The sequence below is a fragment of the Olleya marilimosa CAM030 genome, assembly GCF_000518485.1.
Taxonomy (GTDB): domain Bacteria; phylum Bacteroidota; class Bacteroidia; order Flavobacteriales; family Flavobacteriaceae; genus Olleya; species Olleya marilimosa.
Map to the genome: position 1 here is coordinate 90487 of NZ_JADR01000011.1, position 13842 is coordinate 104328.

13 protein-coding genes are annotated in these 13842 nt (G+C 32.6%); 6 read left to right on the forward strand and 7 right to left on the reverse strand.

The features are described 5' to 3' along the window. The first annotated feature begins 72 nt into the window (after positions 1–72). The gene (locus M890_RS0113250) at positions 73–1578 is read left to right on the forward strand and encodes an aminotransferase-like domain-containing protein (protein ID WP_028284002.1); all 1506 of its coding nucleotides are present in this window, start codon (positions 73–75) and stop codon (positions 1576–1578) included. Here the strand turns inward: M890_RS0113250 and M890_RS0113255 are convergent. Continuing rightward, positions 1575–2102 carry a hypothetical protein gene (locus M890_RS0113255; protein WP_028284003.1) on the reverse strand — a complete coding sequence of 176 codons (528 nt, stop codon included), beginning with the start codon at positions 2100–2102 and terminating at the stop codon, positions 1575–1577. The genes M890_RS0113250 and M890_RS0113255 overlap by 4 nt on opposite strands. A gap of 11 nt (positions 2103–2113) precedes the next feature. After that, positions 2114–2527: a putative signal transducing protein gene (locus M890_RS0113260; protein ID WP_028284004.1), complete on the reverse strand. Its 414-nt coding sequence runs from the start codon at positions 2525–2527 to the stop codon at positions 2114–2116. Positions 2528–2654: 127 nt separating this feature from the next. On the opposite strand from M890_RS0113260, the gene M890_RS0113265 reads away from it, so the two are divergent. From M890_RS0113265 to M890_RS0113285, 5 genes are all read left to right on the forward strand, one after another. After that, a complete protein-coding gene (locus M890_RS0113265) occupies positions 2655–3161 on the forward strand; it encodes a DUF2975 domain-containing protein (RefSeq protein ID WP_028284005.1) in 507 nt (168 codons plus the stop codon). A 2-nt stretch (positions 3162–3163) separates the two neighbouring features. Continuing rightward, the gene (locus M890_RS0113270) at positions 3164–3640 is read left to right on the forward strand and encodes a DUF2975 domain-containing protein (RefSeq protein ID WP_028284006.1); all 477 of its coding nucleotides are present in this window, start codon (positions 3164–3166) and stop codon (positions 3638–3640) included. A 3-nt stretch (positions 3641–3643) separates the two neighbouring features. Further along, the gene (locus M890_RS0113275; protein WP_028284007.1) at positions 3644–3850 is read left to right on the forward strand and encodes a helix-turn-helix domain-containing protein; all 207 of its coding nucleotides are present in this window, start codon (positions 3644–3646) and stop codon (positions 3848–3850) included. A 104-nt stretch (positions 3851–3954) separates the two neighbouring features. Beyond that, entirely contained in the window at positions 3955–5214 is a 1260-nt protein-coding gene (locus M890_RS0113280; RefSeq protein ID WP_028284008.1) for a Y-family DNA polymerase, read from the forward strand. A 45-nt stretch (positions 5215–5259) separates the two neighbouring features. Beyond that, positions 5260–5700: a LexA family protein gene (locus M890_RS0113285; RefSeq protein ID WP_028284009.1), complete on the forward strand. Its 441-nt coding sequence runs from the start codon at positions 5260–5262 to the stop codon at positions 5698–5700. A gap of 80 nt (positions 5701–5780) precedes the next feature. Here M890_RS0113285 and M890_RS0113290 read toward each other — a convergent pair whose 3' ends face one another. From M890_RS0113290 to M890_RS16175, 5 genes are all read right to left on the reverse strand, one after another. Then, complete coding sequence (locus M890_RS0113290; RefSeq protein ID WP_028284010.1) at positions 5781–6059, reverse strand: F0F1 ATP synthase subunit delta/epsilon; 279 nt, start codon at positions 6057–6059, stop codon at positions 5781–5783. 17 nt (positions 6060–6076) lie between these two features. Further along, the gene (gene atpD / locus M890_RS0113295; RefSeq protein ID WP_028284011.1) at positions 6077–7585 is read right to left on the reverse strand and encodes a F0F1 ATP synthase subunit beta; all 1509 of its coding nucleotides are present in this window, start codon (positions 7583–7585) and stop codon (positions 6077–6079) included. A gap of 177 nt (positions 7586–7762) precedes the next feature. Beyond that, positions 7763–9364 carry an SGNH/GDSL hydrolase family protein gene (locus tag M890_RS0113300; protein ID WP_028284012.1) on the reverse strand — a complete coding sequence of 534 codons (1602 nt, stop codon included), beginning with the start codon at positions 9362–9364 and terminating at the stop codon, positions 7763–7765. A 2-nt stretch (positions 9365–9366) separates the two neighbouring features. Then, on the reverse strand, positions 9367–12147 hold the full coding sequence (locus tag M890_RS0113305; RefSeq protein ID WP_028284013.1) for a TonB-dependent receptor: 2781 nt from the start codon (positions 12145–12147) through the stop codon (positions 9367–9369). Positions 12148–12699: 552 nt separating this feature from the next. Then, positions 12700–13320: a recombinase family protein gene (locus M890_RS16175; protein WP_084553683.1), complete on the reverse strand. Its 621-nt coding sequence runs from the start codon at positions 13318–13320 to the stop codon at positions 12700–12702. Positions 13321–13842: the final 522 nt, after the last annotated feature.

Here is a 13842-nt window from a genome sequence, read left to right on the forward strand (position 1 = left end):
AATATATTCGCATTTTTTGTAGTGCAAAATTCGTAACTTTCCGGATTACTAAAGTAGTCCAGTTTTAAAACAATGAGTAGTCCGGTTGAAGACATATTACAAACGTTAATTTATTTTGAGAAATCGCCCAATACTCCGATTTATATTCAGATAGCCCAACAAATGATAAATGCCATTCAACGTGGTTATTTACCAGAAGGAACAGCATTACCAGGAACACGAAAATTTGGTGACTTATTTATTATAAATAGAAACACTGCTGTTGCGGTTTATGACGAGCTTGCCTCACAAGGTTGGGTGGATATTGTAGCTAATAAAGGCACCTTTGTGCTAATGCCAGAACGAAAAACTGCTGCCATAAAAGGCGTTTTACAAGGTGTAGAGCAATTAAAAACGTATCCAGAAACAGCAGGATTTCCGTTTCAATCGTCTTTTAATTTAGCTTCAACCGAAGAGTTTTCTGTAAGTAATTATGTGATTAATGATGGTCAACCTGATTTAAGATTGCATCCAACGCATCAATTTTCTAAATGGTATAGCGCTTCAATGAAGCGCTCATCTTTAATTTCTAAATGGAATCAAACACAAGAACAATCCTATACAACTTTTAATATTCAGTTGTGTAATTACTTAAATGCAACTAGAGGATTTTATATAAAACCTAATAATATAGTAAGTACACGAAGTACAGAAATGAGTTTATATATTATTTCTCAACTATTAATAAAACAAAAGGATGTCGTACTTGTTGGTAATTTAAGTCATTATAAATCTAATATGATTTTTCAGCAAGCAGGCGCAAATTTAATTACCATTCCTGTGGATGCACATGGTATTGATGTGGATTTTATCGAAAAAAACTTTACTAAAAACAGTATAAGATGTGTGTATGTATGTGCACATAGACAATATCCAACAACAGTGACATTGACAGCTGAGCGACGTTTAAAATTATTGCAATTAGCTAAAGCTTATAATTTTGCTATAATTGAAGATGATTTTGATTACGATTTTCAGTTTGAAGGATCCGCTATGTTACCTATGGCTAGTGCAGATGCAGAAGGCGTAGTTATATACTTAGGACGTTTAGGACAATCTTTTTTTCCTAGTTTTCAAATAGGGTTTGTAGTGGCTCCAAAAAATATTATAAACGAAGCTAAAAATTATCTTCAAATTTTAGACAAACAAGGCGATTTAATCCAAAAGCAAATCCTTACGGAACTAATATCTGAAGGAGAAATACATAGGTTAATTAAAAAAAACGTTACTATTTATAAGCAACGACGTGATTATTTATGTGCTTGTTTAACGACCTATTTTAAGGATGATGCCACTTGGCAAGTTCCTGCAGGAGGTTTAGCGGTTTGGATAAATTTTAAGACTAGTCTATCACTTGTAAAATTAGCCGAAAAAGCAAAAAAACATGATTTGTTTTTGCCAAAAACCATCTTGTATCAAAGTAAAACTGTTTGTGCTATACGTTTGGGTTTTGGGCATTTAAACGAGACTGAAATTGAAACCATTGTCAATATTTTAAAACGTTGTTTTGATGCGCTAAAGCATCCATCGATTAATTAATCTGTATAAACTATTGTGCCATGATCTCTGTATTGCTTTTTATCCATCCACTTAAAGTCGCCTGCTTTGGTTGCATCAAGCATGTTGGCGTTTAAGGCATCTGCAAGTAGTAAGGCAAGATTAAAGGCTTCTTCTTTGTTTTGTGTAGTGCTAGCTTCAATTTTTTTATTATTCGTGCAAAAAAGATTGATAGCATAAATGTTTTCTGTAATGTTTGTGGATGCTGCACTAACCCAAACCGCTGTAGTTATTTTAGTTGAAAAAACAGAAACATAATCTATTCTTGGAAGTGGTAGCCATTTACCAAAGTTAAGACCTAATATAGAATAAGTTTTTCTGTAGGTATTAGATTTTAAATCTATTTGACAGCCTTCCGTTTGTAATAATAAAATGCTAAATGCTATCGGGACAATGCCATATATTAGTCCTGAAAATACAATGTACAAACATAGTATTGCAGTTGTAATACCAAGGATGGTTTTCCATATTGGTACTTTTTTAATGTAGTCTACGGTATATTTCATTTAAAAAAAATCTATTTAATATCAAATTCCGTGTTACAATTAGCACATCTGTATTTGTCTTTAGAGTAGAAGGGAAGTGTACCAGAAATAAATCCAAAGATAAAAGCAAAAAAAGATTTAAAATCTTTAATGGTTGAAAACATCGCGACCTTAGTACTATTACAATTTGGACAGTGTATTGCCTTGCCTTCATCATCAATAGAGTATTTATTAATACTTTCTAAAATATGTTGCGCTTGCATAGCATCTGTAGATAAAACCTTAAGCTTAACGCCTCCAATAGCATTACTAACTAAAGGATCTGTGTCAATAGTGATATTGTCACTTAAAAAGACTTCAATACCCTCAGATTCTAATCGTCCTTTTATTATTTGGGCTTCAGCTGTATATTGAAATTTAGCTATAGTTTTAAAGGTTTGAGACATAGACTATTGATTTGATGTTTGTGTTAAATATACGACGTCTGGTTTCATTTTTAAAATGAAATTAAAGAAAATAATTATTGTTTTTCGATAATTTTAATATATTTGTTATTGTTAAACGATAATAACTATGAGAAAATTAAGTATTTTAAAAGCCATAGTAGACTTTTTTTGGATAGTCTCACTTCCATTAATTCCTATATTACTTATTTTTATTGGGTTTGTAATATTTGATAATAGTTTGGATGGATTTCCTATAAAAATGAATGGCATTGAAATTAAGAGTTTTGATAGGTTAAGTAAAGCTATATTAATTACCTTAATGTGTTCTTATTTAATTTTAATGTATTGTGTATTTTTATTTAAAAAGGTCTTGAGGTACTTTAGTAAAATTAATTTGTTTGACAATGTAGTTATCTATAATCTAAATAACATTGGTATTTGGTTAGTGGTTGCTGCTTTTTTGCAAGGTGTCCCAACTTTTATTTATAAAATTTTGTACAAACAGAAATTAGAGCTTGAAATTGGTTTTAGTTCTTTTTTAATAATGCTTTGTTTTGGTTTATTTTTTATGGTACTAAGCGAAGTGTTTAAGGTCGCTAAGTTTGCAAAACAAGAAAATGACTTAACCATATAATTATGAAAATTAAAAAGCTAGTAAGATCTCAACGCTTATTTTTGGTAGTGTTATCACTTTGGGTTGTTCAAAAAGGATTTAATTTTTTTGAACCATGGGTATACGCTTTTTTTGATGAAAGCAATACAAATCAGTCATTACGAAGTTCTACACCAAGATTTTTGTTACAAATTGTTATTGAAACTTTAAGATTTCTTTTGAGTTTTTTAATAGTATATGCTATTTATCTATATAATAAATTTTTGAGCAATATTAATAATTCTAATTATTTTAGTTTAGATAACTGTAAATATTTGGCCCAGAGTGGGTATGTATTAATTGGTTATAGTATTAGTATTTATCTCTTCGGTGTCGTAGGTCTTAAAGAACATGTTTTTAATGTTGGAATAGTTGTTTTTATTGGAATTATTTTAATCAGTTTTAGTAAAATATTTTTGGCAGCTTTTAAGCAGAAACAAGAAAACGACCTAACCATATAGCTTATGCCTATTATAGTAAATTTGGACATAATGCTAGAAAAGCGAAACATTAAAAGTAACGAGTTGGCTGAAATTGTTGGTATAACCACAGCTAATCTATCCATACTTAAAACAGGTAAAGCTAAAGCCATACGTTTTTCTACTTTGGAAGCTATTTGCAAAGCATTAGACTGTCAACCTGCAGATATATTAGGGTATATAGAAGACTAATTATATAGTTGCTGTACAATTAGATAGTTACAATCAATAAAACTTTAACATTTCACAAAGTTTTTGTTTACAATAATTCAAACATTTTACCTAATTTTACACATATGTTTACACTTGTAGATTGTAATATTTTCTATGCCTCCTGCGAGCGTGTTTTTAACCCTAATTTAATAGGAAAGCCAGTCGCTATTTTAAGTAATAATGATGGTTGTGTTATCTCACGTAGTGATGAGGCTAAAGCGTTGGGTTTGCCAATGGGAGCACCAATTTTTAAATGGGAATCCTTTTGTAAAGCTAATAACGTTACCGTTTTATCCTCAAATTATCCATTATATGGAGATATGAGTAGTCGTGTTATGTCTATTTTAAAGCAATACTCTCCAGAAGTTGAAGTGTATAGTATAGACGAATCATTTTTGTACTTTAAAGGATTTGATAATTACGATTTAACTAAATACGGATTAGAAATTAAATCACGAATTTTAAAATGGACAGGTATACCAACATGTGTAGGTATAGCACCAACTAAAGCTTTAAGTAAAGTCGCTAATAAGATTGCTAGAAAGTATCCTAATCAAACTAAAGGTGTTTATGTTATGGATACAGAAGAGAAACGTATAAAAGCCTTAAAATGGCTTAGTGTTGATGATGTTTGGGGTGTTGGAAGGCAGTTGTCTAAACGGTTACAAACAAAGGGTTGTAAAACTGCATTTGATTTTACACAATTACCAGATGTTTGGGTTAAAAAAAACTTTTCGGTAGTAGAGGCTAGGTTAAAACGCGATTTGGAAGGGATTCCAACTTTAAAGTTAGACGAAATAATTACTCAAAAAAAGATGATTGCAACTACACGTAGCTTTGATTATAGTTATTCTGATATAGAATATATTAAAGAACGAGTGTCTACTTTTGCAGTTAGTTGTGCAGAAAAATTAAGAAAACAAGGTTCTAGTTGTCACGTAATAATAGTTATGTTAAAAAGTGATAAGCATAAAAAAGAACTAGAACAGCATCGTACTAGTACCAGTGTTAATTTGACCTATCCAACAAGTTCTTCTTTAATTATAAGTAATTGTGCAATTAGCGCATTAATGTCTATCTTTAAAAAAGGAATACAATATAAAAAAGCTGGTGTTATTGTTACAGGATTAGTACCAATAGATAATCATCAGTTGCATTTGTTTGATGCTGAAAATCCTAAACATCAACCATTAATGAAGTCTATAGATAGTCTGAATGCTAAGTATAAAAATAATAAAATTAGGATAGCTAATCAAGACTTAAAGCGTACATGGAAGATGCGTCAAGATAGATTATCACCTAGATACACCACAAATATTAACGATATAATAGTAGTAAAATAATAATAGTAACAGTTAAGTAATAATTGTTGATTTTAGTAAAAACCTATGATAGCACATAAATCCGGAAGTTTAACCTTCTTTACACCAGATGCTGTAGATAATGCGGCAGGACAATTTTTTGATACAGGTATATCAGCAGGTTTTCCTTCGCCTGCCGAAGATTTTAAGGAACAGCGTTTGTCTCTAGATGAAGAGTTAGTAAAAAATAAAGAAGCTACCTTTTACGCTAAAGTAAGTGGTCAATCCATGATTGGAGCAGGATTAGACGATAACGATTTGTTAGTAATTGATCGTAGTTTAGAACCTGCAAATAATAAAATTGCAGTTTGTTTTTTAGATGGTGAATTTACTGTTAAACGGTTAAGAGTGTCAAAAGACGAAGTATGGTTGCAACCAGAAAATCCTAACTATCCTATTATTAAAATAACCGAGGATAATAACTTTTTAATTTGGGGTATTGTCACTAATGTTATAAAAAAGGTATGATAGGTTTTAAAGTATAGTATTAAACAAAAAAAAACGCGAAACATATGTTTCGCGTTTTTTTGTTATTATTTATAATAATATTAGTCAGCTAATATTATTACTTTGTTTCCATTCATTTCAAGTGTACCAGAGTTTATTTTTAATAAAGTTGTGTTTTTGTCGCCTGTTGTAAAGCGATCTTTTACTTCTTTATCTAGTACAATATTACCAGCTATTTTAACGGTTCCTTCTTTTAATAAAGACACCACTGGTGCGTGATTGTTTAACATTTCAAAGTCACCATTTACTCCAGGAACAGTAACGCTAGTTACTTCTCCTTTAAATAATGTTGCTTCTGGTGATACAATTTCTAAATGCATGTTTTTAATTTTTTAGATTAAGCTTCAGCAAGCATTTTTTCTCCTGCTTCGATAGCTTCTTCAATAGATCCTTTAAGGTTAAATGCTGCTTCTGGTAAATGGTCTAAACCACCATCCATAATCATATTAAATCCTTTAATAGTTTCTTTAATGTCTACTAAAACACCTTTAAGACCTGTAAATTGTTCCGCTACGTGGAATGGTTGAGATAAGAAACGTTGTACACGTCTTGCTCTACCAACAGCCATTTTATCCTCTTCAGATAATTCCTCCATACCTAAAATGGCGATAATATCTTGTAATTCTTTATAACGTTGTAATAACTCTTTTACGCGTTGTGCACAGTTATAGTGCTCATCACCTAAAATTTCAGCAGTTAAAATTCTAGAAGTAGAATCTAATGGGTCTACAGCTGGATAAATACCAAGCTCTGCAATTTTACGAGATAATACTGTTGTTGCATCTAAGTGAGCAAACGTTGTTGCTGGTGCAGGATCCGTTAAATCATCCGCAGGTACATATACTGCTTGTACAGATGTAATAGAACCTCTTTTAGTAGAAGTAATACGCTCTTGCATTGCACCCATTTCAGTTGCTAATGTTGGTTGGTAACCTACTGCAGAAGGCATACGACCTAATAATGCAGATACCTCAGAACCAGCTTGTGTAAAACGGAAGATATTATCTACGAAGAAAAGTACATCTTTTCCTTGTCCTTCTCCAGCACCATCACGGAAGTATTCTGCTATAGTTAATCCTGAAAGTGCTACACGAGCACGAGCTCCAGGTGGCTCATTCATTTGTCCAAATACGAAAGTAGCCTTAGACTCTTTCATTATGTTTTTATCTACTTTTTGAAGATCCCATCCGCCTTCTTCCATAGAATGCATAAAGTCATCACCATACTTGATAATTCCTGACTCTAACATCTCACGAAGTAAATCGTTACCTTCACGTGTTCTTTCTCCAACTCCTGCAAAAACAGATAATCCTCCGTGTCCTTTTGCAATGTTGTTAATTAACTCTTGGATTAATACTGTTTTCCCTACTCCTGCACCACCAAATAATCCAATTTTACCTCCTTTTGCATAAGGCTCAATTAAGTCAATTACTTTAATACCTGTAAATAATACTTCAGTAGATGTTGATAAATCTTCAAATTTTGGAGCAGATCTGTGTATTGGTAATCCTGCATCTCCTGCTTTTGGTAAATCTCCTAAACCATCGATAGCATCTCCAATCACGTTAAATAAACGTCCGTAAACATCTCCACCAATTGGCATTTGTATTGGAGCACCAGTAGCAATAACTTCTGTTCCTCTACTAAGACCATCTGAAGAATCCATAGCGATTGTACGTACAGTGTCCTCACCAATGTGAGATTGTACTTCTAATACTAATTTTGAACCATCAGCCTTGATAATTTCTAATGAATCGTAAATTTTTGGTAGTTCAGAACCAGCAGCGAATTCTACATCGATAACTGGACCTACTATTTGAGCAACTTTACCTGTAACTTTTGACATTACTTATCTATTTAATATTATGGTATTTAATTGAAAGAAAACACCTTCTGTTTTCGCGTGCAAAGATAGGTGTTTTTTTATAGATAAAAAAGGAGGATTTCCTTTTTTATCTATAAAAAAACACCTGCTATCTTAACACAGAATAACAGGTGTTTATAATTTATATAATTTTTGTTTTTATTGTAGTGCTGGAGAATATGTTACACCAAAGTCTTCTGCTTTAGCAACATTACCTGAAGCAACAAAGTTTGATCCGTAAGTTGCGTCTATTGCTTCTAAAAATTTATTAGCCATTAATGCGTATCCTCTTGCTGTTAAATGCACACCATCTAAACTTACTAAACCTCCTGTAACTAAATTGGTCGCTAAATTATAGTCATCAAATTCTACTCCCATTACAGAGGCTTGACTTAAAATAGCATTTAAGTCTACTAAAGCTAGACCTTTAGAGTTGGCTACACTTGAAATAGTAGCATTATAAGCGTCTGTTGCAGTTTTGATTTCAGCTTGTTCTGTTGGTAAAACCACCCATTTGTCTGCTAAAGGTAAACTAACACCTTCTACAGAGAATTGTCCTGCTAAAGCTTGTGGTAAACCCTGTCCCATTAATGCAGCGACATTAGCAGTATTAACTGTTCCTATAATTGAAGAGCTAGGTAATACTAATAAGTCCGCTTCTGTAGCTTGTCTTGATTGTCCATAAGTTGCACCTAATAAATTTGCAACTAATGGTGCTGCAGATGCAGGTAAACCAAACTGAGCTATAAATCCTGGGAAGGTCGGACTTGCATTTAATTGTTGAATAATAATTGCTGAAATATCTGCTAAGCTCTCATCATGGATAACTACTGGACTTGCAGATGTTTCAGAAAATACAATTGCTCTAGCTGGATCTACCGCATTAAATATTGGATTTAAAGCTCCAAAAATAGAGTTTAATAATGGTATTTGTGGTCCAAAGCTAGGATTTGTAGGGTCTAATGGGTTGTGCGGTACTGTTGTAAAATGAGGTAAATCTGTAATATAAGGTACATTAGTTACTACTCCATTTGGACAAACAGCGGTTAATTGATTAACCATATCTGTAAAAACAAAATCAAATGTTGCTGTAGGAGTGATAGGATCAGATCCGTCTCCACCAGAAGTTGCATAGCCTAAAACATCGTTTCCTCCAATTTCTGATAAAGTAAAAAATGTTGGGTTTTGAGCAACTGCATATTCCAACATTGAAATTGTTGGACTTGTAGCTATACGACCAAAGTATGGGTTCAAGCTAGCATAACCATTAAAATCAATATGTGTACTTTTTGCACCTGGAATACCTACGTTTGTAAAAATGCTACCATCTGCAGCTAAGCTTGTTGTAACATCTGTTGTTGGTGTAGCAGGTAAAACTTGTGGACCAGAACCATTAAAAAATAATCTTGGATTAGCCACAACTGTTGATCCAAATACAAAACCTCCAATATTATCATTCATTAAAGGTAGTGTTATAGCATTACCATTAACTTTAACAAATTGTTTAGATAATGTGTTTGGAAATGAATTTTCTTGTGCTGCTTTAAATAAAGCGCCATCAGTGTATCCAGAAGTAAATGAAGCACCTAAAGCTACGTATTTTGAAAAATCTACAGAGCCATTAGTTAGTGTTGGTAAAACAACACCTGAGTCTGGTTGTACATCTAAAAACTCTTCATAATCCGATTCGTCATTACAAGATGTGAAGCCAATTGCAATTGCAATAAGTCCAATGTATTTTATGTTTTTTAAAGTCTTCATTATTATAAGTTATTAATAGTTATTGATGCATAGTACATAGATCCAATAAATCCTGTACCAAAAGCAGTAAAGTACTCGTTACCTGTAAGGTTTGTAGCTCCTACTTTGATAATTGATTTTATGCTAGGTACTTCATAATTAATTTGAGCATCTAATACATGAAATTCTGGTACTATACCATTTCCAAAAGTTGCTTCCCAGAAGTAATCATCACTAAATCTGTATGCAATATTAAATCCAAAGTTTTCAAATAAATCTGTATGTCCAAAAGTTGCTTTAAATTTGTGTTCTGGTGTGTTAAAACTAGTTTGAAAATCTGGGTTGGCAGCTTGGTCAAAATCTTGTTTTGTAAACGTATAACTTCCACCTAAATCAAACCCATTAAATACTTTTGTTGAAAGCCCAATAGATGCTCCATATGAGTTTACATCTGCATCAGAATTTGTATAAGCACTATAAGCTTGGTAATCTCCATTAGCTATGGCTTGAGCAGAAAGACCTCCATCATCAAGACCACCATTACTTACTGTTCCATATAAAGGAGCTATTACTACTTCTTGAGAAATAAAATCTTCGTATTTGTTATAGTAAGCACTTACGTCTACGATTACGCTTTCATATTTACCTCTATATCCAACTTCTAGAGAAGTTACTTTTTCTGGTTTAATTATTTCAGGATTAGCAACAGTTAATAAAGCAGGGTTTCCTGCAGCTGCAAAAGCAGTCACAGAACTTGCTGAATAGGAGTTGTTATAAGCTGCAGCACCTGTTTGAGTAATTGTGCTAGGTTGTCCAAACATGGTTTGACCTTCTAAACTAACATTAAAATCTCTAGTATATCTATTTAAGTTGTCAGGAGCAGATCCTACTAAAATTGCTCTACCAGCATCTAAACCAATAAATAAATCTTGTGTTGTTGGGTTTCTAAATCCAGTTTGTACAGAAGCTCTAATATTATGATCTCTGTTTAATGTTAAACCTGCAGATAATCGTGGAGAGAAGAAACCATCAAATAATTCTGATTTGTCATAACGACCTGATAAGGTTAATTTAAGCTCCATTTCTTCTGATAACTCAATATCTTTTTGGATTTGAGAATATACTCCAAACTCAGAATATTCAATTGGGCTTTGTCCATCTGTGTAAATAGTACCACCAGAGTTTAGTGTGTATTTTCTGTAAGAACCACCAACTTGTATATCTGCAATATCCACTAAGTGACTAAAGTTATAATTTGCATCACTATGGAAATATTTTGAGGCATCTTGAAACTTTGATCCTGTAGCTAAATTTGGATCATTTATACTTTTGTTAAATGCATTTTTAAATTGTGGAGATCCTGGTTCATACCTTCCTGTGTCTGCTGCTGCTCTTGCTGCATCATGTTTTTGTTGGTCAGTTAATCCTAATGGGTTTCCACCTAATTCAATTCCTGCATAAGTTGCTATGTAATCACCAAACCAGTCTTCATCGCTTTTCCAAGCTCTGTTTATGTTAATTCCTGTAAACACCATATCATAAGAATCTCCTGCTTTATCAGACACTTCATAAGCTCTAACAAAAAAGTTGTCATTTTTAATTTCTAATTTATGTTGTTGTTGGAAAAAACCATCAATATTGTATCTGTTTGTTCCTTGGTAAATAGTAGTACCTGTTCCTACTTTACCAACATAAGATAACTCTAAACTGTTTCCTTCAATCGGACGGTAATATAAACCCCAATCAGCTTTTACACTTTCTGCATTGTATGGTGTTAAATCTCTTTCGTTATATCCTGTTCTACTTACTACCACATCTGGTATGACACCTAATCCTGAAGCAGCTCTAATATTAGTTGATACCTCGTCACCATAAACATTTATTCCGTCATAGTTAGTATTTGATCTTGTTCTAGATGGGTCAAGTTTATCAACTTCACTAGTCGCTTGCCAGTCTGTACCTTTAAGGTAACCAAAGTTGATTTTGGCAGCAAATTTATCTGAAAATTTATGAGCCATTCTAACACTTAAATCTGTGTAAGGATTATCTCCTGCAGCTTCTTGAGATGTTATACCTCTTTTAAAAGAAGCACTAACACCTTCATGATCAAATGGGTTTTTACTTCTCATAAATAAAATACCATTAAATGCATTTGCTCCATATAAAGCAGATGAAGCACCAGGTAATAACTCTACACTTAATACATCAGTTTCTGTCATACCTACTAAATTACCAATAGGGAAGTTTAAAGCAGGAGTAGAATTGTCCATACCGTCAACTAATTGCATAAATCTTGTGTTTGCAAAAGTTGCAAAACCACGTGTATTTACAGATTTGAAAGTTAAACTATTAGTGTTAACATCTACACCTTTTAGGTTTTCTAAACCATCATAAAAATCTGCAGATGCAGTATTTTTAATCTCTTTTAATCCAAATCGTTCTACGGTTACTGGAGATTCAAAAATACGTTCTGGAGTTCTTGAAGCAGAAATTACTACTTCGTCTAATGCTGTTCCTTCATTTAGGACAACATTGATAATTTGCTTATTAGTTGTTACTTCCACATCTTTAGAAGCAAAACCTACACTACTTATTTGTATAGTGAAAGGAGGATTTTGATCAGTCGTTAACGAAAAGTTACCATCAAAATCAGTTGCTGTTCCTACTGATGTGCCAGTAATAATAATGTTTGCACTAGGAATTGGTTGCTGACTTACATCATCTACTACTGTTCCTGTGATCGTTGTTTGCGAAAAAGTTATTCCGCAAAAGCACAAAAATACAATTGAAAGGATTGTTCTCATTTTTTAGATTTAGTTAATTTATAATGCCAATATACGTTTTTTAACGAAATTTTTAGAAAAAGTAGTAATAAATTATGCACGCATAATAAGTATTTCTAAAAAAAAGACGCTTTAAAGCTAATTATTCACAAAAAACATGGGTGGTTTTTGCGTAATTAGAAGCTTTAAAGCGTCTTTAGTGTGTGAATAGTTATCTGAGACTACTCTACAGTAACGAAATGTTCTCCAACGAGACAACACTCAGCACCTATTAAACCAATATACTCACTTAGTATGTCTGTAAATTTAGCATCATCTAATCTATGGACATCAACTTACAGTCCATATCAGCAAGAACTATTTGATATCATAAGTAAGTTTCATGAGAAAGATGGATGGAACTTTAAACAGATATCGGATTGGTTGATTGAGAACAACTATAAAACACCTAGAGGTAAGACGTTCACTCACACGCATTGTTGGAGTATTTACAAGAAGAAGAACAAAAGTATTCAGAGGTTCAGTCGAGAGTTCGAACCTACAATAACGGATGTAAAGATTAATCAGATTTAATTAGGCAGAAAGATTAGTTGTCATGGCATTCTTTACCTTATATATGTAGTTAGGTGAGCATTCAACGATTCGACTAATCTTTCTGATTCCTATATCTTCATTAAGCAATGTCATTATCTTTTGCACTTTTGGTTTAGATAAGAAGGTCTCAACACTTTCTGTACTACCGATTTTTCGTCCTTTATATTTACCATCTAATTTAGCACGTTCAATTCCTGCTAATGTTTTTTCTCTAGTTTGGTGGTATTGGAACTCACTAATCGAGCTTAATATATTAATGAGCAAGTTAGACATCACGCTCTCTTTACCATCAATAAGAGTAGTTATACCCTCATTTTGCGATGTGATAGGCACATTATAGCTATGGATAGTTTTAATGGTTTTAAGGATGTCTTCTAAGTCCCTTCCAAGGCGGTCGATACGAAGGACTATCACTTGATTAATCTTACCGTTTGCAATATCCTCAATAAGTCGTTTACCACTTGGGCGTTCAAGGAATGGGATACGACCGCTGACACCTTTATCTTCATAGACCTTCCAACCATCTTCGATTTTATCAATTTGTGTTCCTATGTTCTGAAGGTAATGGGAGGTTCTCATGTAGTATCCAATATTGCTCATAAATGTTATTAATTTAGGTTGTATTAAATAATAACACTAATATAGTGATAATTCCCTGACAAGTGTATGTTTACGGCAATTATCTTATTGTGATTATGTATATTGAATAGAGTAGACTTATAAATAATAACAATAAATCCATAATACTATTAAATGCCACATTGCCACATTCAAATCAAAAACTATTATTAGATGTATATCTTAGATATTCTATAATATTTTTAAATTATTTAGTTTTATGTAAAAGTAATGGCAATGTGGCACACGGATAACAAAATCCTTATTATTAGGTTTTTACAGATGCCACTTACGTGCCATCAACAGGCCATCAACAAAATAATTTGCCATTAAAATCTATATTTCAATAGTATATTAAAGAAGTATATGTCATAAATCTGTCAATATCCATAAAATTGCTAGCTAAAAGACGGCAAACTTGTAAGTAATGGCATTGATTGCCACCAAATCATGTGAGTTGATGGCAAACAATATCCAAAATTAAAACGGATAGTTTTCTATAAT

Excerpts from the sequence above, each read along its gene's own strand:
- M890_RS0113250 (WP_028284002.1), top strand. The coding sequence starts at position 73 with ATGAGTAGTCCGGTTGAAGACATATTACAAACGTTAATTTATTTTGAG.
- M890_RS0113255 (WP_028284003.1), bottom strand. The coding sequence starts at position 2,102 with ATGAAATATACCGTAGACTACATTAAAAAAGTACCAATATGGAAAACC.
- M890_RS0113260 (WP_028284004.1), bottom strand. The coding sequence starts at position 2,527 with ATGTCTCAAACCTTTAAAACTATAGCTAAATTTCAATATACAGCTGAA.
- M890_RS0113265 (WP_028284005.1), top strand. The coding sequence starts at position 2,655 with ATGAGAAAATTAAGTATTTTAAAAGCCATAGTAGACTTTTTTTGGATA.
- M890_RS0113270 (WP_028284006.1), top strand. The coding sequence starts at position 3,164 with ATGAAAATTAAAAAGCTAGTAAGATCTCAACGCTTATTTTTGGTAGTG.
- M890_RS0113275 (WP_028284007.1), top strand. The coding sequence starts at position 3,644 with ATGCCTATTATAGTAAATTTGGACATAATGCTAGAAAAGCGAAACATT.
- M890_RS0113280 (WP_028284008.1), top strand. The coding sequence starts at position 3,955 with ATGTTTACACTTGTAGATTGTAATATTTTCTATGCCTCCTGCGAGCGT.
- M890_RS0113285 (WP_028284009.1), top strand. The coding sequence starts at position 5,260 with ATGATAGCACATAAATCCGGAAGTTTAACCTTCTTTACACCAGATGCT.
- M890_RS0113290 (WP_028284010.1), bottom strand. The coding sequence starts at position 6,059 with ATGCATTTAGAAATTGTATCACCAGAAGCAACATTATTTAAAGGAGAA.
- atpD (WP_028284011.1), bottom strand. The coding sequence starts at position 7,585 with ATGTCAAAAGTTACAGGTAAAGTTGCTCAAATAGTAGGTCCAGTTATC.
- M890_RS0113300 (WP_028284012.1), bottom strand. The coding sequence starts at position 9,364 with ATGAAGACTTTAAAAAACATAAAATACATTGGACTTATTGCAATTGCA.
- M890_RS0113305 (WP_028284013.1), bottom strand. The coding sequence starts at position 12,147 with ATGAGAACAATCCTTTCAATTGTATTTTTGTGCTTTTGCGGAATAACT.
- M890_RS16175 (WP_084553683.1), bottom strand. The coding sequence starts at position 13,320 with ATGAGCAATATTGGATACTACATGAGAACCTCCCATTACCTTCAGAAC.